Annotated in this window: 20 protein-coding genes; 12 read left to right on the forward strand and 8 right to left on the reverse strand. The window is 56.5% G+C overall.

All coding sequences use genetic code 11. The features are described from left to right. Positions 1 to 96 precede the first annotated feature (96 nt). Genes atoD through OGV79_RS18935 form a run of 4 tightly spaced genes read left to right on the forward strand, consistent with a single transcriptional unit; the run spans position 97 to position 3943 of the window. Positions 97 to 759: an acetate CoA-transferase subunit alpha gene (gene atoD / locus OGV79_RS18920; protein ID WP_200075614.1), complete on the forward strand. Its 663-nt coding sequence runs from the start codon at positions 97 to 99 to the stop codon at positions 757 to 759. Next, on the forward strand, positions 759 to 1409 hold the full coding sequence (locus tag OGV79_RS18925; protein WP_012131528.1) for a 3-oxoacid CoA-transferase subunit B: 651 nt from the start codon (positions 759 to 761) through the stop codon (positions 1407 to 1409). The genes atoD and OGV79_RS18925 overlap by 1 nt, the downstream gene beginning before the upstream one ends. After that, entirely contained in the window at positions 1406 to 2728 is a 1323-nt protein-coding gene (locus OGV79_RS18930) for a TIGR00366 family protein (protein ID WP_286468797.1), read from the forward strand. Before OGV79_RS18925 ends, OGV79_RS18930 begins: the two co-directional genes overlap by 4 nt. 30 nt (positions 2729 to 2758) lie before the next feature. Next, the gene (locus OGV79_RS18935) at positions 2759 to 3943 is read left to right on the forward strand and encodes an acetyl-CoA C-acetyltransferase (RefSeq protein ID WP_047462384.1); all 1185 of its coding nucleotides are present in this window, start codon (positions 2759 to 2761) and stop codon (positions 3941 to 3943) included. 108 nt (positions 3944 to 4051) lie between these two features. Here the strand turns inward: OGV79_RS18935 and gyrA are convergent, their stop codons facing one another. Then, positions 4052 to 6688: a DNA topoisomerase (ATP-hydrolyzing) subunit A gene (gene gyrA / locus OGV79_RS18940; protein WP_058667737.1), complete on the reverse strand. Its 2637-nt coding sequence runs from the start codon at positions 6686 to 6688 to the stop codon at positions 4052 to 4054. A 159-nt stretch (positions 6689 to 6847) separates the two neighbouring features. Here gyrA and ubiG point away from each other — a divergent pair, with 159 nt between their 5' ends. From ubiG to yfaE, 4 genes are all read left to right on the forward strand, one after another. Then, entirely contained in the window at positions 6848 to 7576 is a 729-nt protein-coding gene (ubiG, locus tag OGV79_RS18945) for a bifunctional 2-polyprenyl-6-hydroxyphenol methylase/3-demethylubiquinol 3-O-methyltransferase UbiG (RefSeq protein WP_286468798.1), read from the forward strand. A gap of 439 nt (positions 7577 to 8015) precedes the next feature. Further along, positions 8016 to 10301 (forward strand): class 1a ribonucleoside-diphosphate reductase subunit alpha, encoded by a 2286-nt coding sequence (gene nrdA, locus OGV79_RS18950; protein ID WP_012131522.1) that lies wholly within the window; start codon positions 8016 to 8018, stop codon positions 10299 to 10301. Between the two features lie 102 nt (positions 10302 to 10403). Continuing rightward, positions 10404 to 11534: a class Ia ribonucleoside-diphosphate reductase subunit beta gene (gene nrdB / locus OGV79_RS18955; protein ID WP_012131521.1), complete on the forward strand. Its 1131-nt coding sequence runs from the start codon at positions 10404 to 10406 to the stop codon at positions 11532 to 11534. Beyond that, entirely contained in the window at positions 11534 to 11788 is a 255-nt protein-coding gene (gene yfaE, locus OGV79_RS18960; protein ID WP_012131520.1) for a class I ribonucleotide reductase maintenance protein YfaE, read from the forward strand. The genes nrdB and yfaE overlap by 1 nt, the downstream gene beginning before the upstream one ends. Positions 11789 to 11870: 82 nt before the next feature. Here the strand turns inward: yfaE and glpQ are convergent, their stop codons facing one another. Further along, positions 11871 to 12941 carry a glycerophosphodiester phosphodiesterase gene (gene glpQ, locus OGV79_RS18965; protein ID WP_012131519.1) on the reverse strand — a complete coding sequence of 357 codons (1071 nt, stop codon included), beginning with the start codon at positions 12939 to 12941 and terminating at the stop codon, positions 11871 to 11873. A gap of 4 nt (positions 12942 to 12945) precedes the next feature. After that, positions 12946 to 14304: a glycerol-3-phosphate transporter gene (glpT, locus tag OGV79_RS18970; protein ID WP_047462375.1), complete on the reverse strand. Its 1359-nt coding sequence runs from the start codon at positions 14302 to 14304 to the stop codon at positions 12946 to 12948. Positions 14305 to 14577: 273 nt separating this feature from the next. On the opposite strand from glpT, the gene glpA reads away from it, so the two are divergent. The 3 genes from glpA to glpC are packed head-to-tail and all read left to right on the forward strand — an operon-like array spanning position 14578 to position 18642. Then, positions 14578 to 16206 (forward strand): anaerobic glycerol-3-phosphate dehydrogenase subunit A, encoded by a 1629-nt coding sequence (gene glpA / locus OGV79_RS18975; RefSeq protein WP_286468799.1) that lies wholly within the window; start codon positions 14578 to 14580, stop codon positions 16204 to 16206. Beyond that, entirely contained in the window at positions 16196 to 17455 is a 1260-nt protein-coding gene (gene glpB, locus OGV79_RS18980) for a glycerol-3-phosphate dehydrogenase subunit GlpB (protein WP_047462373.1), read from the forward strand. The genes glpA and glpB overlap by 11 nt, the downstream gene beginning before the upstream one ends. Further along, entirely contained in the window at positions 17452 to 18642 is a 1191-nt protein-coding gene (gene glpC / locus OGV79_RS18985) for an anaerobic glycerol-3-phosphate dehydrogenase subunit GlpC (protein ID WP_198447478.1), read from the forward strand. The genes glpB and glpC overlap by 4 nt, the downstream gene beginning before the upstream one ends. 63 nt (positions 18643 to 18705) lie before the next feature. On the opposite strand, the gene OGV79_RS18990 is transcribed toward glpC, so the two are convergent. Both OGV79_RS18990 and OGV79_RS18995 read right to left on the reverse strand, forming a co-directional pair. Further along, positions 18706 to 19902, reverse strand: coding sequence for a nicotinamide mononucleotide deamidase-related protein YfaY (locus OGV79_RS18990; protein ID WP_286468800.1), 1197 nt, complete (start codon positions 19900 to 19902; stop codon positions 18706 to 18708). Between the two features lie 136 nt (positions 19903 to 20038). Next, a complete protein-coding gene (locus tag OGV79_RS18995; RefSeq protein ID WP_012131513.1) occupies positions 20039 to 20581 on the reverse strand; it encodes a YfaZ family protein in 543 nt (180 codons plus the stop codon). 272 nt (positions 20582 to 20853) lie between these two features. Between OGV79_RS18995 and OGV79_RS19000 the strand changes: the two genes are divergently transcribed. Further along, positions 20854 to 22302, forward strand: a complete 1449-nt coding sequence (locus tag OGV79_RS19000) for a catalase (protein WP_286468801.1) — start codon at positions 20854 to 20856, stop codon at positions 22300 to 22302. Between the two features lie 38 nt (positions 22303 to 22340). On the opposite strand, the gene menE is transcribed toward OGV79_RS19000, so the two are convergent. Genes menE through menB form a run of 3 tightly spaced genes read right to left on the reverse strand, consistent with a single transcriptional unit; the run spans position 22341 to position 25572 of the window. Further along, on the reverse strand, positions 22341 to 23756 hold the full coding sequence (gene menE / locus OGV79_RS19005) for an o-succinylbenzoate--CoA ligase (protein WP_286468802.1): 1416 nt from the start codon (positions 23754 to 23756) through the stop codon (positions 22341 to 22343). Further along, entirely contained in the window at positions 23753 to 24715 is a 963-nt protein-coding gene (gene menC, locus OGV79_RS19010) for an o-succinylbenzoate synthase (protein ID WP_012131510.1), read from the reverse strand. The genes menE and menC overlap by 4 nt, the downstream gene beginning before the upstream one ends. Further along, the gene (gene menB / locus OGV79_RS19015; RefSeq protein ID WP_012131509.1) at positions 24715 to 25572 is read right to left on the reverse strand and encodes a 1,4-dihydroxy-2-naphthoyl-CoA synthase; all 858 of its coding nucleotides are present in this window, start codon (positions 25570 to 25572) and stop codon (positions 24715 to 24717) included. Before menB ends, menC begins: the two co-directional genes overlap by 1 nt. Positions 25573 to 25576: the final 4 nt, after the last annotated feature.

A 25576-nucleotide genomic window follows, 5' to 3' on the forward strand; every position in this document is an offset into this window, starting at 1 on the left:
TCAGGTTAAGCCTTCTCTTTTCGGTTTATCAATCCTGGCATCCCGCTTGCTATTCCCTTTGCGTACCCAAAATGGAGTATGCAAAAGGGAAACATAATGAAAACAAAACTGATTACCTTACAGAACGCCTCAGGCTTCTTTCGTGACGGCATGACCATCATGGTCGGCGGTTTTATGGGGGTAGGCACCCCGCCCCGCCTTGTTGAAGCCTTACTTGAATCCGGTGTCAGGGACCTGACGTTGATCGCCAACGATACCGCATTTGTCGATACCGGCATCGGCCCGCTTATTGTAAATGGCCGGGTGCGCAAGGTCATCGCCTCCCATATCGGCACCAACCCGGAAACGGGTCGGCGAATGATTGCCAAAGAGATGGAGGTTCAACTGGTTCCGCAAGGCACCCTGATTGAACAAATCCGCTGCGGCGGCGCCGGGCTGGGCGGTTTTCTGACCCCGACTGGCGTCGGCACCGTGGTTGAAGAGGGAAAGCAAACGCTTCAGCTCGATGGCAGAACCTGGCTGCTGGAGCGTCCACTGCGTGCAGATCTGGCGCTTATTCGAGCCCACTGCGCCGACCCGCTTGGTAACCTGACCTACCAGCTCAGTGCCCGTAATTTTAACCCCCTCATTGCTCTCGCCGCAGACATCACCCTGGTTGAGCCTGACGAACTGGTTGAAACAGGCGATCTACTGCCTGACCAGATTGTCACCCCTGGCGCTGTTATCGACCACATCGTTATTCCACAGGAGAGCAAATAATGGATGCTAAACAACGTATTGCGCGCCGCGTGGCGCAAGAGCTGCATGATGGCGACGTGGTTAACCTGGGAATTGGTTTGCCGACGATGGTCGCAAACTACCTGCCGGATGACATTCACATCACCCTGCAATCTGAGAACGGCTTTCTGGGACTGGGGCCGGTCACGACGGCCCACCCGGATCTGGTGAACGCTGGCGGTCAACCCTGCGGCATTTTGCCCGGCGCGGCAATGTTCGACAGCGCCATGTCGTTCGCATTGATTCGCGGGGGCCATGTTGACGCCTGCGTACTCGGCGGGCTACAGGTGGATGAGCAGGCAAACCTCGCCAACTGGGTGGTTCCCGGCAAAATGGTTCCCGGCATGGGGGGCGCAATGGATCTGGTCACCGGCGCGCGCAAAGTGATCATTGCAATGGAACATTGCGCGAAAGACGGCTCGGCGAAAATTCTGCGCCAGTGCACTATGCCGCTCACCGCCCAGCACGCGGTGCATATGCTGGTTACCGAACTGGCTGTATTCCGCTTTATCGACGGCAAGATGTGGCTGACAGAAATCGCCGAAGGGTGTGATTTGGAAACCCTGCGGGCAAAAACTGAAGCGCACTTTGAGGTTGCGGCCGATCTGGTCATTCAGAGAGGTGACGCATGATTGGGCGTATTTCACGCTTTATGACGCGGGTCGTCAGCCGCTGGCTTCCTGATCCGCTGATCTTCGCAATGCTGTTAACCCTGCTGACGTTCGGGATCGCTCTCTGGCTGACGCCGCAAACGCCGGTCAGTATGGTGAGGTTCTGGGGCGACGGCTTCTGGAACCTGCTGGCTTTCGGTATGCAAATGGCGCTGATTATCGTGACGGGCCACGCTCTGGCCAGTTCCGGCCCGGTTAAAAGTCTGCTGCGTACCGCCGCTTCAGCCGCTAAGACGCCCGCCCAGGGCGTCATGCTGGTGACCTTCTTTGGCTCGGTCACCTGCGTGATCAACTGGGGCTTTGGTCTGGTGGTCGGCGCAATGTTTGCCCGTGAAGTGGCCCGTCGCGTGCCGGGTTCCGATTATCCGCTGCTTATCGCCTGCGCCTATATCGGTTTTCTCACCTGGGGCGGCGGCTTCTCTGGATCTATGCCCCTGCTGGCCGCAACGCCAGGCAACCCGGTAGAACACGTCGCGGGGTTGATTCCGGTTAGCGATACCCTGTTCACCGGGTTCAATATTTTCATCACGCTCGGCCTCATCGTGGTGATGCCGTTTATTACCCGAATGATGACGCCAAAACCCTCCGACGTGGTCAGCATCGATCCGAAACTGCTGCTGGAAGAAGCCGATTTTCAGAAGAAATTGCCGGCTGACGCGCCACCGTCGGAAAAACTGGAAGAGAGCCGCATTCTCGCGCTGATCATTGGCGCATTAGGGATTGCCTATCTGGGGCTCTACTTCGCCGAGAAGGGATTCAACATCACCATCAATACCGTCAATCTGATGTTTATGATCGCCGGTCTGCTGCTGCACAAAACGCCAATGGCCTACATGCGCGCCATCAGCGCCGCAGCGCGCAGTACCGCCGGTATTCTGGTGCAGTTCCCCTTCTACGCCGGGATCCAACTGATGATGGAACACTCCGGCCTCGGTGGCCTTATCACTGAATTCTTCATCAACGTCGCCAACAAAGACACCTTCCCGGTGATGACCTTTTTCAGCTCTGCGCTGATTAACTTTGCCGTGCCATCAGGCGGCGGCCACTGGGTTATCCAGGGACCATTCGTCATGCCTGCGGCTCAGGCGCTGGGGGCGGACCTCGGCAAGTCAGTCATGGCAATCGCCTACGGTGAGCAGTGGATGAATATGGCGCAGCCATTCTGGGCGCTGCCCGCCCTGGCAATCGCCGGACTCGGGGTACGCGACATTATGGGCTACTGCATCACCGCCCTGCTCTTCTCCGGGATCATTTTTGTCATCGGTTTGACCTTTTTCTGACGGCAACCACGCACTTTTAAGGAACAGAAGATGAAAAACTGTGTCATCGTCAGCGCGGCGCGTACCGCAATCGGCAGTTTTAACGGCGCACTGGCAACCACCAGCGCCATCGACCTTGGCGCCACCGTAATTAAGGCGGCGCTTGAACGCGCGCAGCTCGACCCGCAACGGGTGGATGAAGTGATTATGGGCAATGTGCTACAGGCTGGTCTTGGGCAAAACCCGGCGCGTCAGGCACTGCTCAAAAGCGGCCTCGCAGAGACGGTCTGCGGCTTTACCGTTAACAAAGTATGCGGCTCCGGCCTCAAAAGCGTGGCGCTTGCCGCGCAGGCGATTCAGGCCGGACAGGCACAGGCGATTGTCGCAGGCGGTATGGAAAATATGAGCCAGGCGCCGTATCTGCTGGATGCCAAAGCCCGCTGGGGCTATCGCCTTGGCGACGGACAGCTCTCCGATGTGATCCTGCGCGACGGTCTGATCTGCGCCACTCACGGCTACCATATGGGGATCACGGCAGAAAACGTCGCCCGGGAATACGGCATCAGCCGGGAGATGCAGGATGAGCTGGCGCTACTCTCACAGCGCAAAGCCGTTGCCGCTATTGATTCCGGCGCATTCCAGGCCGAAATTGTGCCGGTTAGCGTCACATCCCGTAAGAAAACCGTGGTGTTTGAGCGCGACGAGTTTCCGAAAGCCGATTCAACGGCGGAAGGTCTTGCTGCATTACGCCCGGCCTTCGACAAGGCGGGTACGGTAACGGCAGGAAACGCCTCTGGGATCAATGATGGCGCGGCAGCGCTGGTAGTGATGGAAGAATCCGCAGCGCTGGCGGCGGGCCTGACACCACTGGCTCGTATCAAAGCCTACGCCAGCGGCGGCGTCGCCCCCGCGTTGATGGGGATGGGGCCGGTTCCCGCCACGCAGAAGGCGCTGCAACTGAGCGGTTTAACGCTTTCGGATATCGATCTGATCGAAGCCAACGAGGCGTTTGCCGCACAGTTCCTTGCCGTGGGTAAGACGCTCGGTTTTGATCCGCAGAAGGTGAACGTTAACGGTGGGGCTATCGCCCTGGGACACCCCATCGGCGCCAGCGGCGCGCGTATTCTGGTGACGCTGCTGCACGCCCTCTCTGCACGCGATAAAACGCTCGGGCTGGCCACGCTCTGCATCGGCGGCGGTCAGGGTATTGCGATGATAGTGGAAAGGATGAATTAAGGATTTGCGCCTTTGCCGGATGGCGGCCTGATAAGGCGTTTACGCCGCCATCCGGCAAAAAAAAGGAGGCGCAATGGCCTCCTTTCACACACGATTTACAACGCCGAATTACTCGTCAGCGTCATCCGCTGCATCGTCATCGGTTTCCGCTTCCGGGGCGATATCCTCGTCCCCTTCCGCTACGCTGCCGTCGATGGAGTCGAGTTCCTCGTCATCCACCGGCTCAGCAACACGTTGCAGACCCACCACGTTTTCATCTTCCGCCGTGCGGATGAGGATTACGCCCTGGGTGTTACGGCCAACGACGCTGATTTCCGATACGCGGGTACGAACCAGCGTACCGGCATCGGTGATCATCATGATCTGGTCGGCATCATCCACCTGTACCGCGCCAACAACGGAACCGTTGCGCTCGGTGACTTTAATGGAGATAACACCCTGCGTGCCACGAGACTTGGTTGGGTATTCGCCTTCCGCCGTACGTTTACCGTAACCATTCTGCGTCACGGTCAGGATAGCGCCTTCACCACGCGGAATAATCAGGGAAACGACGCTGTCTTCGCCCGCCAGTTTGATGCCACGTACGCCGGTCGCGGTACGACCCATCGCACGAACGGCATCTTCTTTGAAGCGCACCACTTTACCGGCAGCGGAGAACAGCATAACTTCGTCGGAACCGGAGGTCAGATCCACGCCGATCAGCTCGTCGCCTTCGTTCAGGTTCACCGCGATGATACCGGCGGAACGCGGACGGCTGAACTCGGTCAGCGCCGTTTTCTTCACCGTACCGCTGGCGGTCGCCATAAAGACGTTAACGCCCTCTTCGTACTCGCGTACCGGCAGAATGGCGGTGATACGTTCGTCGGCTTCCAGCGGAAGCAGGTTGACGATCGGACGGCCACGCGCGCCACGGCTCGCTTCCGGCAGTTGATAGACCTTCATCCAGTACAGACGGCCACGGCTGGAGAAGCAGAGGATCGTGTCGTGGGTGTTAGCCACCAGCAGACGGTCGATAAAGTCTTCTTCTTTTATACGCGCGGCAGATTTACCTTTCCCGCCACGACGTTGCGCTTCGTAATCGGTTAGCGGCTGATATTTGACGTAACCCTGGTGAGACAGCGTTACAACCACATCTTCCTGGCTAATCAGATCTTCGATATTAATATCGGCGCTGTTAGCGGTGATTTCAGTGCGACGCTCATCGCCAAACTGATCGCGGATCAGTTCCATCTCTTCGCGAATCACTTCCATCAGACGATCGGCGCTGCCCAGAATGTGCAGCAGTTCTGCGATCTGTTCCAGCAGCTCTTTGTACTCGTCGAGCAGTTTTTCATGCTCAAGGCCGGTCAGTTTCTGCAAGCGCAGATCCAGAATCGCCTGTGCCTGTTGTTCAGTCAGGTAATACTGACCATCACGCACGCCAAATTCCGGCTCCAGCCACTCAGGACGGGCAGCATCATCACCGGCGCGTTCCAGCATAGACGCCACGTTGCCCAGATCCCATGAACGGGAGATTAACGCCGCTTTTGCCTCTGCCGGCGTTGGCGCACGGCGGATCATCTCGATGATCGGATCGATGTTCGCCAGCGCAATCGCCAGCGCTTCAAGGATATGCGCGCGGTCGCGGGCTTTACGCAGTTCGAAAATAGTACGACGCGTCACCACTTCGCGGCGGTGACGCACGAACGCGGAAATGATCTCTTTCAGGTTCATGATCTTCGGCTGGCCGTGGTGCAGCGCAACCATGTTGATACCGAAAGAAACCTGCAACTGGGTCTGGGAATAAAGGTTGTTAAGCACCACTTCCCCGACGGCATCGCGTTTCACTTCAATCACGATGCGCATCCCGTCTTTATCAGACTCGTCGCGCAGCGCGCTGATGCCTTCAACGCGTTTGTCTTTCACCAGTTCAGCGATTTTCTCGATCAGGCGCGCTTTGTTCACCTGGTACGGAATTTCATGAACGATGATGGTTTCGCGGCCGGTTTTCGCGTCAGCTTCCACTTCCGCGCGAGCGCGAATGTACACTTTCCCGCGACCGGTACGATAGGCTTCTTCAATACCGCGACGACCGTTGATGATCGCGGCGGTCGGGAAGTCCGGGCCAGGAATGTGTTCCATCAGCCCTTCAATGCTGATGTCTTCATCATCGATATACGCCAGGCAACCGTTGATCACTTCCTTCAGGTTGTGCGGCGGGATGTTGGTGGCCATACCTACCGCGATACCGGACGAGCCGTTTACCAGCAGGTTAGGAATTTTGGTCGGCATGACGTCAGGAATTTTTTCCGTGCCGTCATAGTTGTCAACGAAATCCACCGTCTCTTTTTCGAGATCGGCCATCAGTTCATGGGCAATCTTCGCCAGACGGATTTCCGTATAACGCATTGCCGCGGCAGAGTCGCCGTCGATAGAACCAAAGTTGCCCTGACCATCCACCAGCATGTAACGCAGCGAGAAAGGCTGCGCCATACGGACGATAGTGTCGTACACCGCGGAATCACCATGAGGATGGTATTTACCGATTACGTCACCAACAACACGGGCAGATTTTTTATAGGCTTTATTCCAGTCATTGCCCAATACGTTCATGGCGTATAGTACGCGACGGTGTACCGGCTTCAGGCCATCTCGGACATCCGGCAGCGCACGGCCAACAATGACCGACATCGCATAATCCAGATAAGAGCTCTTCAGCTCTTCCTCAATGTTGACCGGTGTAATTTCTCTCGCAAGGTCGCTCATCTAACCGCTATCCCTCTACTGTATCCCGGATTCAAAGGTCGCAAATTATAACACAATCGCAATGAGACAGGTAAATGGAATGGTCTTCTACGGAGGCTTTATTCATCCCGTCGTGCTGATATACTCAGGCGACTTGCCAAATAAGGAGTAAAAGCGCCAATGAATGCCGAAAAACCCCCGGTGACGCATAACGTTGATCACGAAGAAATCGCCAAATTTGAAGCTGTCGCGTCACGCTGGTGGGATCTTGAGGGTGAATTTAAGCCTCTGCACCGCATTAACCCGCTGCGCCTGGGCTACATTGCCGAGCGTTCCGGCGGCCTGTTCGGCAAAAAGGTGCTCGACGTTGGCTGCGGCGGCGGCATTCTGGCTGAGAGCATGGCGCGTGAAGGTGCGACGGTAACGGGCCTGGATATGGGCTTTGAGCCTTTGCAGGTCGCGAAACTGCACGCGCTGGAAAGCGGTATTCAGGTTGATTACGTGCAGGAGACGGTTGAAGAGCACGCGGCGAAACATGCGCACCAGTACGACGTCGTGACCTGTATGGAGATGCTGGAGCACGTACCGGACCCGCAATCGGTCGTCAGGGCCTGTGCGCAATTAGTTAAACCGGGCGGTGAAGTCTTTTTCTCAACCCTTAATCGCAACGGCAAGTCGTGGCTGATGGCGGTGGTGGGGGCGGAGTATATTTTACGCATGGTGCCGAAAGGCACGCACGATGTGAAAAAATTTATTAAGCCTGCGGAGTTGCTGAACTGGGTCGATCAGACCGCGTTGAAAGAGCGTCACATGACCGGGCTGCACTACAATCCGATTACCAACACCTTCAAACTCGGGCCGGGCGTTGATGTTAACTATATGGTTCACACTACCGCACAAGTTGACTAACTGCGTCTGTAGGCCGGGTAAGGCGTTTATGCCGCCATCCGGCAATTTGCCCGGGGCGCTTCGCTTGCCGGGCCTACGCATCGCCTACCAATCCTGAGTAGGATCGTCAGGGCAATTTTTGCGCCAGATCATAGGAACTTTTCCTGCCTTCGATGAAGAAATCAGCACTCGATCAAATTTTCATTTTTTTTTATGAATTATTGACATGCCCTCCAGGCCTTATAAGACGCGCACTTAGCGATTATCACTCTTTTGCAACCTCAATTTAACCTCAAAATCAACTCTTGTACTGAAAAGAATCCCTACTAGAATACTCACCATATAGCGTTTCATTTATCAGTTACCCCCTATATATAGTATTTATCCACAGACTTAGTCACAACGTGGCATTGTGGATAAACGGGGGATATTTTTTCTTTCACGGACAGGTAAAACCCACATGAATCAGAGTCTGCTGGTGACAAAGCGTGATGGTCGTACTGAACGCATCAATCTCGACAAAATCCATCGAGTTCTGGATTGGGCGGCAGAAGGACTGAATAACGTATCTATCTCCCAGGTTGAACTGCGTTCTCATATCCAGTTCTACGACGGTATCAAGACGTCCGATATCCATGAGACCATCATTAAGGCCGCAGCCGACCTGATCTCCCGCGATGCGCCGGATTATCAGTACCTGGCCGCGCGCCTGGCGATTTTCCACCTGCGTAAAAAGGCTTACGGCGAGTTCGAACCGCCAGCGCTTTACGATCATGTGGTGAAAATGGTTGAGCTGGGTAAATACGACAATCATCTGCTGGAAGACTACACGGAAGAAGAGTTCAAGCAGATGGATTCGTTCATCGTACACGACCGTGATATGACCTTCTCCTACGCTGCCGTTAAGCAGCTGGAAGGTAAATATCTGGTACAGAACCGTGTAACCGGCGAGATTTATGAAAGCGCGCAGTTCCTTTATATTCTGGTTGCCGCTTGCCTGTTCTCTAACTATCCGCGTGAAACCCGTCTCGACTACGTGAAACGTTTCTACGATGCGGTTTCTACATTCAAAATTTCTCTGCCGACGCCAATCATGTCCGGCGTGCGCACCCCGACTCGTCAGTTCAGCTCCTGCGTGCTGATCGAGTGCGGCGACAGCCTGGACTCCATTAACGCCACCTCCAGCGCGATCGTGAAATATGTTTCTCAGCGTGCCGGTATCGGCATCAACGCCGGTCGTATTCGCGCGCTGGGTAGCCCGATTCGCGGCGGCGAAGCGTTCCACACCGGCTGTATTCCGTTCTACAAACACTTCCAGACGGCGGTGAAATCCTGCTCTCAGGGCGGCGTGCGCGGCGGTGCGGCGACGCTGTTCTACCCGATGTGGCATCTGGAAGTGGAAAGCCTGCTGGTACTGAAGAACAACCGCGGCGTGGAAGGCAACCGCGTGCGTCACATGGACTACGGCGTACAGATCAACAAGCTGATGTACACCCGCCTGCTGAAAGGTGAAGACATCACCCTGTTCAGCCCGTCCGACGTTCCGGGTCTGTACGACGCTTTCTTCGCCGATCAGGACGAGTTCGAGCGTCTGTACACCAAATACGAAAAAGACGACAGCATTCGTAAGCAGCGCGTGAAAGCCGTGGATCTGTTCTCGCTGATGATGCAGGAACGCGCATCAACTGGCCGTATCTACATTCAGAACGTGGATCACTGCAACACCCACAGCCCGTTTGATGCGCAGGTTGCACCGGTGCGCCAGTCCAACCTGTGCCTGGAAATCGCCCTGCCGACCAAGCCGCTGATGGACGTTAACGACGAAAACGGTGAAATCGCGCTGTGTACGCTTTCCGCCTTCAACCTGGGCGCAATTAACAGCCTGGATGAGCTGGAAGAGCTGGCGGTGCTGGCGGTACGCGCGCTGGATGCGCTGCTGGATTACCAGGATTACCCTATTCCGGCGGCTAAACGCGGCGCAATGGGCCGTCGTACGCTGGGTATCGGCGTGATTAACTACGCTTACTATCTGGCGAAACACGGCGTGCGTTACTCTGACGGCAGCGCGAACAACCTGACGCACAAAACGTTTGAAGCCATTCAGTACTATCTGCTGAAGGCCTCTAACGAGCTGGCGAAAGAGCAAGGCGCATGCCCGTGGTTTAATGAAACCACTTATGCTCAGGGCATTCTGCCGATCGACACCTACAAAAAAGATCTGGATGCGATCGCCAACGAAGCGCTGCACTACAACTGGGAAGCGCTTCGTGAGTCCATCAAAACGCACGGTCTGCGTAACTCCACACTTTCCGCCCTGATGCCGTCTGAGACCTCTTCGCAGATCTCCAACGCCACTAACGGTATTGAACCGCCGCGCGGCCATGTCAGCATCAAAGCGTCGAAAGATGGCGTACTGCGCCAGGTGGTGCCGGATTACGAAGGGCTGAAAGACCGCTATGAGCTGCTGTGGGAAATGCCGAGCAACGACGGCTACCTGCAACTGGTCGGTATCATGCAGAAATTCATCGACCAGGCGATTTCAGCCAACACCAACTACGATCCGACTCGCTTCCCGTCGGGTAAAGTACCGATGCAGCAATTGCTGAAAGATCTGCTCACCGCCTATAAATTTGGCGTGAAAACCCTGTACTATCACAACACCCGTGACGGTGCGGAAGATGCGCAGGACGATCTGGTGCCGTCTATTCAGGACGATGGCTGCGAAAGCGGCGCATGTAAGATCTAAGTTATTTTTGCCGGGTAGCGCTACGCTTACCCGGCCTACGGTTTTGTAGGCCCGGCAAACGAAGTGCCGCCGGGCGATACAATCTCAACAGGACTCACTTCAATGGCATACACCACTTTTTCACAGACGAAAAACGACCAACTCAAAGAGCCGATGTTCTTTGGCCAGCCGGTCAACGTGGCACGCTACGACCAGCAAAAATATGACATCTTCGAAAAACTGATCGAAAAACAACTCTCCTTCTTCTGGCGCCCGGAAGAAGTTGACGTTTCACGCGATCGTATCGATTTCCAGTCATTGCCGGAACACGAAAAACATATTTTCATCAGCAATCTGAAGTACCAGACGCTGCTGGACTCCATTCAGGGACGTAGCCCGAACGTGGCATTACTGCCGCTGATCTCCATCCCGGAGCTGGAAACCTGGGTAGAAACCTGGGCGTTTTCTGAGACGATCCACTCGCGCTCGTATACCCATATCATCCGCAACATCGTTAACGATCCGGCGGTGGTATTTGACGACATCGTCACCAACGAACAAATTCAGAAGCGCGCGGAAGGCATTTCTCACTACTACGATGAGCTGATTGAAATGACCAGCTACTGGCATCTGCTGGGGGAAGGTACGCATAACGTGAACGGCAAAACCGTCACCGTGAACCTGCGTGCGCTGAAAAAACAGCTCTACCTGTGCCTGATGAGCGTTAACGCGCTGGAAGCGATTCGTTTCTACGTCAGCTTCGCCTGCTCCTTCGCTTTCGCGGAACGTAAGCTGATGGAAGGTAACGCCAAAATCATCCGTCTGATTGCCCGCGACGAAGCGCTGCACCTGACCGGCACGCAGCATATGCTGAACCTGCTGCGTAGCGGCATAGACGATCCAGAAATGGCGGAAATCGCCGAAGAGAGCAAGCAGGCGTGCTATGACCTGTTTGTACAGGCCGCGCAGCAAGAAAAAGAGTGGGCGGATTACCTGTTCCGCGACGGTTCCATGATCGGCCTGAACAAAGATATTCTGTGCCAGTACGTCGAGTACATCACCAATATCCGTATGCAGGCGGTCGGCCTGGAGCTGCCGTTCCAGACGCGCTCCAACCCGATCCCGTGGATCAACACCTGGCTGGTTTCCGATAACGTCCAGGTGGCGCCGCAGGAAGTGGAAGTCAGTTCTTACCTAGTCGGCCAGATTGACTCGGAAGTTGATACCGACGATCTGAGTAACTTCCAGCTCTGATGGGACGCGTGACGCTACGTCTTTCCGGCACCGAAGTGCTGTGTCGGGAAGAACACCCTTCTCTGCTGGTGGCGCTTGAGGCGCATCAGGTTGAAGTGGAGTATCAGTGTCGTGCGGGCTATTGCGGCTCCTGCCGCTGCCGTCTGGTTGCAGGCCAGGTTGACTGGCTGACCGAACCGCTGGCTTTTATCAGCGAAGGGGAAATTTTGCCCTGCTGTTGCAGGGCAAAAGGCGATATTGAGATAGAGATGTAACCTTGTCGGGTGGCGCTACGCTTACCCGACCTACAAAACCGCAGTTCACAGGCCGGGTAAGGCGAAGCCGCCACCCGGCTTTTTAGTGCTTATCCTTCAAAAACACCACCGCTTTATCCGGGAAATCGGTGAACAATCCGTCCACCCCCGCCTTGTTATACAGGATGTCATAAAGCTGATTAACATCCGTGGCGTAGTCAGGAAGCTGATCGGCGCGTACGGTGTAAGGGTGTACCACCATCTTGTTCTGCTGCGCCTCTTTCACCATGCCGGTCAGCGTGATATGCCCGACCTTCGATTTTTCATCAATCAGCATATGGTAGTCCGGGCCGATCCCGTCAGCATAGCTGGCGATTTCTTTCATCGCGCCAGGCTTGAACATCCAGTCGTAGTTATAGTTAACCCAACTGCCGTCCGGCTGTTTTTGCTGAGTTTCATTCCAGTCGGTATACGCAATCAACTGCACCAGATTGAGATCCATCCCCCTCTTCGGTTCCAGCTCATTCTTAATGCGCTTCAGCTCCGCGGCATCGAAACACTGCAAATAAACGTTATCTTTTTTACCGGTATAACCATACTTTTTCAGCACATCCAGCGTCTTAGCCGCAATATCCTTCCCTTCCTGATGATGGAACCACGGCGCTTTGATTTCTGGATAAATACCGATATTTTTTCCGGTCGAATGATTCAGCCCCTGAACAAACTCAATCTCTTCCTCAAAGGTATGCACGCGGAAATCTGATTTTCCCATCGGGAAACGGCCAGGGTAAGTCTGTACTTTCTTGCCGTTCTCAATATCAAAACCTTCGGTGAACTTCAGGGATTTAATTTCGTCCAGTGTGAAATCAATGGCGTAGTAACGCCCGTCCTTGCGGGCGCGATTCGGAAAACGTTCGGCAACGTCGGTAACCCGGTCAAGGTAGTGGTCATGCAGGACGACCAGATGGTCGTCCTTCGTCATCACCAAATCCTGCTCCAGATAATCGGCGCCCTGCGCATACGCCATCGCTTTCGCTGGCAGTGTGTGCTCCGGCAGATAGCCGCTGGCGCCACGGTGCGCAATCACGATTTTATCCGCAGCGATTGCCGCGCTGCTCACGACCATACCCGCCAGCATCAATGCCACGCTGAGATTTTTCAGTGTCGTCTTCATTCACTTAAGCTCCGTTGCGTTTCAACATCAGCTCTTCATGGTGGCGTTTTTCGCCAATCATCACGATAATCAGCAGGATAACCGCCAGAACGCTGCCGCCGATCATCACCATGAAGCCGCCGTCCCAGCCGAAGAAGTCAACGGTATAGCCGACAATAGCGCTCGCCGCGACGGAACCGCCAAGATAACCAAACAGGCCGGTGAAACCCGCCGCCGTACCTGCCGCTTTTTTCGGCGCCAGTTCCAGCGCGTGCAGACCAATCAGCATGACCGGGCCATAAATCAGGAAGCCGATAACGATCATACAGGCCATATCCACGGTCGGATTTCCCGGAGGGTTCAGCCAGTAAACAACTGTGGCAATGGTCACCAGCGTCATAAAGAACACGCCCGTTGCGCCACGGTTGCCACGGAACACTTTATCCGACATCCAGCCGCACAGCAGCGTACCCGGGATACCGGCATATTCGTACAAGAAATACGCCCAGGACGATTTATCCAGCGCAAAGTGTTTCACTTCTCTCAGGTAGGTCGGCGACCAGTCGAGGATGCCGTAACGCAGCAGGTAAACGAACACGTTCGCAATCGCGATGTACCACAACAGTTTGTTCGGCAGCACGTACTGCATAAAGATCTGTTTTGCCGTCAGCTCTTCTTCCGCTTTTTCGTTGTAATCATCCGGGTAGTCGTTTTTGTACTCTTCAATCGGCGGCAGACCGCAGGACTGCGGCGTATCGCGCATCAGCGCGAAAGCGAAAATCGCCACCAGGATCGCACCGAACGCCGGCATGTAGAGCGCGGCTTTCCAGTCATTAAACCAGGCCATCCCCAGCAGGAACAGCAGCGGAGGAATACCGCCGCCAACGTTATGCGCGCAGTTCCAGACGGAGACGATACCGCCACGTTCTTTCTGTGACCACCAGTGCACCATTGTACGACCGCACGGCGGCCACCCCATTCCCTGGAACCAGCCGCAGAGGAACAGCAGCACGAACATCACGGCAATGCTGGACGTGGCCCACGGCACAAAGCCCATAAACAACATCACGGCCGCCGCCAGAATCAACCCTGCGGGCAGGAAAACGCGCGGATTCGAGCGGTCGGAGACCGACCCCATGATAAATTTCGAAAAACCATAGGCGATGGAGATCCCGGACAGCGCAAAACCCAGATCGCCGCGCGAGAATCCCTGCTCTACCAGGTAAGGCATCGCCAGCGCAAAGTTCTTACGCACCAGATAGTAAGCGGCATAACCAAAGAAAATCCCCAGGAAAATCTGCCAGCGCAGCCGACGATATGTCGGATCAATCTCCGCTGCTGGCAAGCGCGTTTTATGTTGCGCAGGTTTAAAAATACTTAACATATGTAGCCTCCGTGGCCGTGTCTTATTAGAGGTAAACACCGCAGTTCGTTTAACTAACCAACCTCGCTGCTCCCAGTGTGGGCGCGATGTTAAGTAAAGATACCTGTCGTTAATGTGAATTACAGCACAGATTGTTACAGATTTATGACAAATGTTCAGAAAAGCGCACGAAATCACGTTTCATTTTCGAATCATGAGCGATTATGCGCGAAATCAAACAAACCATGCTTTTTATGTGGCTAAATGATAAAAAACGAACTGTGAGGGATAACCATGAAAACTCGCGACTCGCAAACAAGTGACGTGATTATCATTGGTGGGGGAGCCACAGGCGCAGGGATCGCCCGAGACTGTGCGCTACGCGGATTGCGCGTTATCTTAGTTGAGCGCCACGATATCGCGACCGGCGCAACCGGCCGTAACCACGGCCTGCTGCATAGCGGTGCCCGCTATGCCGTTACCGACGCGGAGTCTGCCCGCGAATGCATCAGCGAAAACCAGATTCTGAAACGGATCGCCCGCCACTGCATTGAGCCAACGGACGGTCTGTTCATTACCTTGCCGGAAGACGAATTATCCTTCCAGGCCACCTTTATTCGCGCCTGCGAAGAGGCGGGTATTCGCGCCGAAGCGATTGATCCGCAACAGGCGCGGCTGATCGAACCGGCCGTCAATCCGCAGCTGATTGGCGCGGTGAAAGTGCCTGACGGCACTGTCGATCCCTTCCGGCTGACCGCCGCGAATATGCTGGATGCCAGAGAACATGGCGCAATCATTTTAACGGCGCATGAAGTCACCGGACTTATTCGCGAAGGCGCGACCATTTGCGGCGTGAACGTGCATAACCATCTCACAGGGGAAAGCCAATCGCTGCATGCGCCGGTCGTGGTGAATGCCGCAGGTATCTGGGGTCAGCGCATTGCGGAATACGCCGATCTGAGCATCCGCATGTTCCCGGCGAAAGGGTCGCTGCTGATTATGGATCATCGCATTAACCAGCATGTGATTAACCGCTGCCGCAAGCCGTCCGACGCCGATATTCTGGTGCCCGGCGATACCATCTCGCTCATCGGCACTACGTCGACCCACATTGATTACAACGAGATCGACAGCAACCGCGTCACTGCGGAAGAGGTTGATATTCTGCTACGTGAAGGGGAAAAACTGGCGCCGGTGATGGCGAAAACGCGCATTTTGCGCGCCTACTCGGGCGTGCGTCCGCTGGTCGCCAACGATGACGATCCGAGCGGTCGTAATGTCAGCCGCGGCATTGTGCTGTTTGACCATGCTGCACGCGACGGGCTGGACGGGTTTATCACCATTACGGGCGGTAAGCTGATGACCTACCGCCTGATGGCGGAATGGGCAACCGACGCGGTATGCCGAAAACTGGGCAACACTCGCCCCTGCGTCACCGCGCAAACCGCCCTTCCCGGCTCGCAGGAACCCACGGAAAACACGCTTAAACGCGTGATCTCGCTGCCCGCCCCGCTACGCGGTTCCGCCGTCTATCGTCACGGCGATCGTACTCCGGCCTGGCTCAGCGAAGGTCGCCAGCACCGCAGCCTGGTCTGTGAATGCGAAGCGGTCACCGCAGGCGAAGTGCAGTACGCCGTCGAAAATTTAACCGTCAACAGCCTGCTGGATCTGCGCCGCCGTACCCGCGTAGGCATGGGCACATGTCAGGGAGAACTGTGCGCCTGCCGCGCCGCCGGGCTGCTGCAACGTTTTAATGTCACTACCGCCGCTCAGTCCATCACTCAGCTTTCTGCGTTCCTTAATGAACGCTGGAAAGGCGTACAGCCTGTCGCCTGGGGAGACGCGCTGCGCGAAAGCGAGTTCACGCGCTGGGTTTATCAGGGATTGTGCGGTCTGGAGAAGGAGCACCAGGATGAAATTTGATACGGTCATTATGGGTGGCGGTCTCGCCGGATTACTGTGTGGCCTGGAATTGCAAAAACACGGTTTGCGCTGTGCGATCGTCACTCGCGGCCAAAGCGCGCTGCACTTCTCCTCCGGCTCGCTGGATCTACTCAGCACCCTGCCGGACGGTCAGCCCGTCACAAATATCACTGAAGGTCTGAATGCGTTACGCGAACAAGCGCCGACGCACCCTTACACCACAATTGGCGCGTCAACCGTTCTGGAACTGGCGCAGCAGGCGCAAGCGTTGCTGGAAGCGTCTGGCGCGCATTTACAGGGCGATGTACAACAGTCGCATCTGCGCGTTACGCCGTTGGGAACACTGCGCGCCACCTGGCTAAGCTCGCCGGAAGTGCCCGTCTGGCCGCTGGCCGCGCAACGCATTTGCGTCGTCGGCATCAGCGGTTTACTGGACTTTCAGGCGCACCTCGCGGCGGCGTCGCTGCGTCAGCACCATCTCACGGTAGAAACGGCAGAGATCGACCTGCCTGAACTGGACGTATTACGCGATAACCCGACGGAGTTTCGTGCGGTGAATATTGCGCGTTTGCTCGATAACGAAGAAAAATGGCCGTTGCTCCACGACGCGCTCTTACCGATAGCAAAAACCTGCGACATGATCATCATGCCCGCCTGTTTCGGCCTGGCGGATGACAGCCTCTGGCGCTGGCTCAATGAACGCCTGCCCTGCTCGCTGAATTTGCTGCCGACGCTGCCGCCTTCCGTGCCGGGCATTCGCCTGCATAATCGCTTGCAGCGCCAGTTTGTTCGTCAGGGCGGGATCTGGATGCCGGGCGACGAGGTGAAAAAAGTGACCTGCCGTAACGGCGTCGTGAGCGAAGTCTGGACCCGCAACCATGCCGACATTCCTCTGCGCCCGCGCTTTGCGGTACTCGCCAGCGGCAGCTTCTTCAGCAGCGGCCTGGTCGCCGAACGTGACGGCATTCGCGAACCCATTATGGGACTGGACGTTCAGCAAACGGCCACCCGCGCCGAATGGTATCAGCGTGATTTCTTTGATGCGCAACCCTGGCAGCAGTTTGGCGTCACGACCGATGATGCGCTGCGCCCCTCACTGGCGGGGCAGACCGTAGAAAATCTGTTTGCCATCGGCTCGGTGCTCGGCGGATTCGATCCGATAGCCCAGGGATGCGGAGGCGGCGTATGCGCAGTCAGCGCCTTACACGCCGCACGTCATATTGCAGAACGTGCAGGAGGTCAGCAATGAGCGATACGAGTTTCGAGAGTTGTATCAAATGCACGGTGTGCACCACCGCCTGCCCGGTCAGCCGGGTGAATCCTGGCTACCCAGGCCCCAAACAGGCAGGGCCGGACGGCGAGCGCCTGCGCCTGAAAGACGGCGCGCTGTACGACGATGCGCTGAAATACTGCATTAACTGCAAACGCTGCGAAGTGGCCTGCCCGTCAGACGTTAAAATTGGCGATATCATCCAGCGCGCGCGCGCCAGGTATGACACTTCGCGCCCGTCGCTGCGCAACTTTATCTTAAGCCACACCGATTTAATGGGCAGCGTCTCTACGCCGTTCGCCCCGGTCGTCAATACCGCGACGTCGCTGAAACCGGTTCGTCAGTTGCTCGATTATGCGTTGAAGATCGACCATCGCCGTACGCTGCCGAAATACTCCTTCGGCACCTTCCGCCGCTGGTATCGCAGCGTTGCGGCACAGCAGGCGCAGTACAAAGATCAGGTCGCCTTCTTCCACGGCTGCTTCGTCAATTACAACCATCCGCAGCTCGGTAAGGATTTAATTAAAGTCCTGAACGCAATGGGCACCGGCGTGCAGTTGTTAAGTAAAGAGAAGTGTTGCGGCGTGCCGCTGATCGCCAACGGTTTTACCGATAAAGCGCGCAAGCAGGCGGTGAGCAATGTGGCGTCGCTCAGAGAAGCGATTGGCGTAAAAGGCATTCCGGTTATCGCAACCTCATCAACCTGCACCTTTGCCCTGCGTGATGAATACCCGGAAGTGCTGGACGTGGATAACAGCGGGCTGCGTGAGCATATCGAACTCGCGACCCGCTGGCTGTGGCGTAAGATCGATGCAGGCCAGACGCTGCCGCTGAAAAAATTACCGCTGAAGGTGGTTTACCATACGCCGTGCCATATGGAGAAGATGGGCTGGACGCTCTATACGCTGGAGTTGCTGCGCCAGATCCCAGGTCTGGAACTGACCGTGCTGGACTCCCAGTGCTGTGGGATTGCCGGAACCTACGGTTTTAAAAAGGAAAACTACCCCACCTCACAATCCATCGGCGCCCCGCTGTTCCGCCAGATTGAAGAGAGCGGCGCGGATATTGTGGTGACCGACTGTGAAACCTGTAAGTGGCAAATTGAGATGTCGACAAGCAAACGCTGCGAACATCCGATTACCCTGCTTGCCCAGGCATTAGGTTAAGCGCATTAACGTCTTATCGGGCCTGCAAACCACGGCAGGCCCGATAAGCGCAGCGCCATCAGGCTACAGGGTTAACGACTCCACTACCTCAATCCAGCCATGTTCACTGGCAATATCCTGACCGTTTAACCACCGACGCACCATATTCAGCGCCATCATGGCGCAAACTTCCTGCCGCACCGCCAGACTGTAGCGACTGGCGCTGAAATGCACACGCAGGGCAAATGTCCCATCCGGCGTCGCCAGCGCGAAATTAAGATGGTCGTTTTCCAGCCCGGATACCGCCAGCGCCAGTCCGGCGTAGTGGTTGCTCCGTCGCTCTGTCGTCCAGTGCGCGGTCTGAGCCAGCGTCTCTTCCTGAGAAGGCACCACTTCGCTGGCAAGAATCGGCGCATTCGCACGGGAAAGCTGCAAAGCCAGCAGCCCGCTGGTGAACTGTTCGCTGAGCGTCAGGCTGAGCTGGCGCGTCTGCAAACAACGGGCGATTTGCGCAGGCAGTCCTTCCGTCCCTTCAAAAATCAGGTTCTGCCCTGCCACCCGCTTCACCTCCGGCCATAGCGCCAGCATCGCGTCCCGCTGCGCATCCGGGCCGGTGAGTTTCAGTTCAATAATCGGCATTGAAGAGCGATATCCCATCGTCACGCCCGCCGGTAGCGGCAGCGAATCGAGGCTCTGCGCCAGATCGCTTTCCGAACGTCCAAACGTGGTGAGTCGCAGACAAACCGGTGGTTCAGGAAGCGCAAAACGCGCACGCAGACGCGGCATAATTTCATACTCGACCATCACCTTAAATTCAGACGGGACGCCCGGGGTAAAGAACATCAGGCAGCGATTTAGCTTCACCGCAAACCCACAGGCGGTGCCAACCGGGTTATTAATAAACTCGGCGCTGGCGGGCAGTTCTGCCTGCTTGCGGTTACTCGGCGCCATAACCCGTCCGCGCTCATGGAAAAAACGCTCCATCTCAGCCAGCCACGCGTCATGAAGCACCAGACCTTCACCTTTCGCCGTGGCGGCGGCCAGCGCGCTTAAATCATCGCTGGTCGGCCCCAGGCCGCCATTCACAATCAGCACGTCAGCATGTTCGCTACGTTCGCGTAAAATGGCGACCAGCGCATCCAGATTATCTCCCACCGTATTTCGGCGTGATAACGGCAACCCCTGATTAAAGAAAAAATCGGCCAGCCAGGCGGCATTCGTGTCGACGATTTGCCCGTGCAACACTTCATCCCCGGTGGATAACATCTCCACGTTTAACATCGTGTTCTCCTGCTTCTATGATGAAAACACTATAACGCAAAGCCCGCTGGGGCGGAGTAAGAAACTCAGAGGAAACAAATCGGGAAAGAAAGCGATAGCATACAGGAAACGGCGCGACGGATGCCGCGCCCGAAAATCAGAAGCTGGCGTTAACGCCGACGTACGGGCCATCGGCAATCGCGTTGTCACGGTTGCCGTCTTTACCCGCCAGGTTCAGATAGCGATAGCCCGCTTCAATGCTCAGCGGACGCATAATGGTAAAGCGCGCTCCGGCATTGGCTTCTTCATAGCTGTCGATGCCGCTGGACAGTGAATCTGGAGAGTAATAATACTCGCCAAACAGACGGAAGCTGTCGCCGATTTTCCACTGTAACCCGCCGCCTACCGCCGCCGCATAGCCTTCATCGCCGTCGTTCGGATTGGTATAAACGCCTTTCCCACCGACCGTTGCCAGCAGCGGCCCAAGCGGAATATTCAGGCCGAGCCCCACGCCGGCAGCGTCGCCATCGTCGTCGTTATGCATCCAGTTGCCGCTCAACGCCAGCCCGGTGGATTCAGTACCGAAACCTACGCCAACGTTGGTGTAATCTTTACCCGCCTGGCCGCTAATGCTCATCGCATTCGCCGATGCAGAAGCGAACAACAGTCCGGCAACGCCTAATAAAATGCTTTTTTTCATTTTTACCCTTTCCAGCAAAGAAATAAACAAAAGACCCCAAAACCGCAGGATTGTACTGCCAGGCGCAACAGAATCAATGAGCTAAAAAAGCGATCTAATAACATATTGTAACTAAACACTACCTTTCAGGTTTATTAAACGTTACAAGAAGAGGCGTTCAGCGCAGCAGTCATTGCCCGAGATCAATATTTCATTCACAAATATTTTCTACATTAGTTTCCGAAATTAAACGGAAATTAAACATTTTTTCTAACGATCGTCGGGAGATAAAGATGAGCAAAAAAGGACTCACCACCGCAGCAGGCGTGCCTGTCGCCCATAATAACAACGTTGCAACCGCAGGCCCGCGCGGCCCCATGCTGCTACAGGACATCTGGTTCCTGGAAAAACTGGCCCACTTCGATCGTGAAGTGATCCCTGAGCGCCGTATGCATGCCAAAGGCTCAGGCGCGTACGGCACCTTCACCGTCACGCACGATATTTCACGTTACACTCGCGCAAAAATCTTTTCGGAGCCCGGTAAAAAAACGGATCTGTTCCTGCGTTTTTCCACCGTGGCGGGAGAGCGCGGCGCGGCGGATGCCGAGCGCGATATTCGCGGGTTTGCGATCAAGTTTTACACTGAAGAGGGCAACTGGGATCTGGTGGGTAACAACACGCCCGTTTTCTATCTGCGCGATCCGCTGAAATTCCCGGATCTGAACCATGTCGTGAAGCGCGACCCACGCACCAACCTGCGCAATCCGACCTACAAATGGGACTTTTTCTCCCATCTGCCGGAATCGCTGCACCAGTTGACTATCGACTTTAGCGACCGGGGTTTGCCTTTCTCTTACCGTACTATGCACGGTTTCGGTAGCCACACATTCAGCTTTATCAACAGCGACAACGAACGTTTCTGGGTGAAATTCCACCTGAAATCGCAGCAGGGCATCGCCAACCTGATGGATGACGAAGCGAAACGCCTGATGGCGGACGATCGCGAAAGTTCTCAGCGCGACCTGTACAGCGCCATCGAACAGGGCAACTTCCCCCGCTGGAAATTCTACGTGCAGATCATGCCGGAAGCCGAAGCCTCACAGGTGCCGTACAACCCGTTTGATCTGACCAAAGTATGGCCACACGGCGATTACCCGCTGATTGAAGTCGGCGTGCTGGAACTGAACCGCAACCCGGAAAACTATTTCTCCGAAGTGGAACAGGTGGCGATGAATCCGGCGAACGTCGTGCCGGGGATTAGCTTCTCCCCTGACCGTATGTTGCAGGGGCGTCTCTTCTCCTATGGCGATGCGCACCGCTATCGTCTGGGCGTTAACCATCAGCAGATCCCGGTCAACGCCCCGCGCTGCCCGTTCCATAACTACCATCGTGACGGCGCGATGCGGGTGGACGGCAACAGCGGCAACGGCCCAACCTATGAGCCAAACAGCTTTGGCGTCTTCCAGGAACAGCCTGATTTCAGCGAACCGCCGCTCTCTGTCGAAGGCGCTGCCGCGCACTGGGATCACCGGGAAGATACGGACTACTTCAGCCAGCCGCGTAAGCTGTATGAGTTGCTGAGTGATGAAGAACATCAGCGTATGTTCGCGCGCATCGCCGGCGACATGAAAGATGTGCCAGAATTTATTCAGCAGCGTCAGATTGGCTTGTTTAGCGAAGTTCATCCTGACTATGGCGCGGGCGTCGCCGCTGCCCTGCGGGCGTTAAAAGAAGCGAAATAACCGTTTCCACGGGAGCTGCGGCTCCCGTGTTGTTTACATTACGGACGGTTAGCGCGCACCCACTCCTGCAATGCCCGGCGCGAAACTTTGATCCCGCCGTTTTTCAGCGCTGATGGCAACGTCAACCAGCGTACCGGCTGCTGAAAACGCGCCAGCTTGTCTTTCACCCATTCCGCGAGATCGACGTTCCCGGCCTGCGCATCATATTCCACCACCGCCACCGGACGATGGCCGAACTCCCTGTCCTCTACCGGCACCACGAACGCCTGTAGAACATATGGATGCGCCGAGATAACGCGTTCCACCTCTTCCGGCTGAATGCCTTCCCCGCCGCTAAAGAACAGATTATCCAGCCGACCGGCAATCGTCAGCTTACCGTCGTTCAGTTCGCCGCGATCGCGGGTGGCGAACCAGCCTTCGCCGTTCACCAGCGGGATCAGCTTACCGTCGCACCAGTAGCCTTCCGCCATGCTGGCGGCGCGTAGCCAGACTTCGTCATTCACGATTCGGACTTCCCGCCCCGGTAACGCCGCGCCGACATCGCCCAGGCCGTCGGCCTCTTTCGCGCACACCGTCGAGGCAAATTCCGTCAGGCCATAACCGCACCAGCAGCGAATACCCTGCGCGCGAGCCTGCTCCGTCAGTTCAATCGGGATAGCCGCGCCGCCCAGCAGTACCGCTTTCAACGTTACCGATGCCGGATTCTCCAGCAGCCGCCACAGCTGAGTGGGAACCAGAGACGCATGCGTACACCCTTGCAGCATTGCTTCCAGCGGCAGCTTCTCACGCACGGTCATTCGGGCGCCCGCAAACAACCAGCGCCACATAATGCCCTGGCCGGAAACGTGAAACAGCGGCAGCGATAATAGCCAGTCATCCCCATCGGCAAACGGCATCAGGGACAGCACCCCCTCCGCGCTGGCCAGATGCGCCTGGCAGGTATGCACTGCGGCCTTGGGTAATCCGGTTGAGCCAGAGGTCAGCGTCATTGAACTCAGCCGCGTCGGCTGCCAGTCTGCGGCGTGTTCGCCTGACTCTTGCTGCATTTGCAGCGGTTGCAACGCCGGGAAGGTATTCTCCCCCTCCAGCAGCAAAGCAAACCGGAGCGTTAAGTCCGGCAGCAGCGCGTCGAGCAGCGGTTGCGGAAGCTGCGGGTTAACCGGCAGGACTCTTGCCCCGCATTGCAGTAAAGCCAGCCAGGCCAGCAGCGTTTGCGGGTGATTCCAGGCGCGCAGCATCACACCGCAGCCTTCAGAGACACCCTGAGCGGCAAAACCGCTCGCCAGCGCGTCAATACGGGTACAGAGTGTGCGCCAGCTTAGCACTTCATCATTAAGGCGTAAGGCGGGCGCATCTCCCCGCACCTGCCGCCAGTGACGCCACGGCCAGTCATTAAAAGATGACGGCTGGAGGCCCGATACGCTTGCGCTATCGGGCATTTCCCGGAGGCTCATAGCAGCCGTTCCAGCGCATCGTCGCTAACACACGGCAAAGCGCTGCCCGGCCAGCGGCGCACCTGCTGGGTTTGCATCAGGCTTAGCGTATCCAGACCCGGAATGGTCTGCGGCGTCAGCCACGCGGCAATACGCGCCAGCTGCGTTAAACCGAGGCTCGACTCGATGGAAGAGCTGATCACCGCCGTCAGTCCCAGCGTATGCGCGGCCTGTACCTGCTCGCGAACCTTTTCCAGGCTTCCGGTGAGCGTCGGTTTGATGACCACCGCGCTGACGCCCGCTTCCGCCGCAAAGACAAAATCGTCTTCACGCAGACTTTCATCCCAGGCAATCGCAATCCCGGTTTCACGCGCAAAAGCGCGGGAGTCGTCGCGGGTTTTACACGGTTCTTCAAGGAAGGCGATGCGGGCACGGTAGTCCGGGTTGACGTATTTCGCGAACTGCTGCGCTTTCAGCGGCGTCCAGGCGCGATTGGCATCCAGACGCAGATGCAGATCGGGAACCGCCTCCAGCAGCAGGTTGACCACCATTCCGTCGCGTACCGCTTCGTACAGACCGACTTTGATCTTGGCGACTTTCTCGCCAGGCATATCAGCCAGTTGTAGCACCAGATCGTCTGGATCGCCCGTACACAGCGGCGCGGCGCGGTAATCCGCCGCCTCTGGCAACGTCCCCGCCGCCTCCGCCAGCGCGCAGCTAACGCCAAACGCCACGGAGGGCACTTCAGGCAACGTTGACTGGCCTTGCAGCCAGCCGTTAACCCAGTCCAGCAGCGCGGCCTGCGCCTCCTCCAGGGTTTCCTGGCTGAAACCCGGAAGCGGGGAGATCTCCCCCCACCCTTCGCGCTCGCCGTCGCACAGACGGACATACAGCCCGTCGCGAGTTTTTAACCGCCTGTCGCGCAGAACCACCCCCGCGTCCATGGGGATCTGCCAGCGGTACACCTGCGCGCTACGCATTACGGATTCCGTTTGAATTTGCTGAAATCAGGCTGACGTTTCTGGTTGAAAGCGTTACGGCCTTCCTGACCTTCTTCCGTCATGTAGAACAGCATCGTGGCGTTGCCCGCCAGCTCCTGTAGACCCGCCTGACCGTCGCAGTCGGCGTTCAGCGCGGCTTTCAGGCAGCGCAGCGCCATCGGGCTGTTCTGCAACATTTCGCGGCACCAACGCACGGTCTCTTTTTCGAGGGAGTCCAGCGGTACGACGGTGTTGACCAGCCCCATATCCAACGCCTGTTTAGCGTCGTACTGACGGCACAGGAACCAGATTTCACGCGCTTTTTTCTGCCCGACGATACGCGCCATATAGGAAGCGCCCCAGCCGCCGTCGAAGGAGCCGACTTTCGGGCCCGTCTGGCCGAAGATGGCGTTTTCCGCCGCGATGGTCAGGTCACACATCATGTGCAGTACGTGACCACCGCCGATAGAGTACCCTGCGACCATCGCCACGACCGGTTTCGGGCAGGTACGGATCTGGCGCTGGAAATCCAGTACGTTCAGGTGATGCACGCCGGAATCATCCTGGTATCCGCCGTAGTCGCCGCGTACCTTCTGGTCGCCGCCCGCACAGAAGGCTTTCTCGCCTTCGCCGGTCAGAATAATGACGCCCACGTTGTCGTCATACCGGGCATCCGCCAGCGCCTGGATCATCTCTTTGACGGTCAAAGGACGGAATGCGTTGCGCACCTGTGGACGGTTAATGGTGATTTTTGCAATACCATCGGTGGATTTTTCATAACGAATGTCCGTGTAACCTTCGGAGCAGTCGTGCCATTCAACCGGTGCGTAAAGCATTGTTTCATCAGGATAGATCATAGTG

Origin of the sequence: Citrobacter sp. CK185, from assembly GCF_030333565.1 — a bacterium.
Classification (GTDB): domain Bacteria; phylum Pseudomonadota; class Gammaproteobacteria; order Enterobacterales; family Enterobacteriaceae; genus Citrobacter_B; species Citrobacter_B koseri.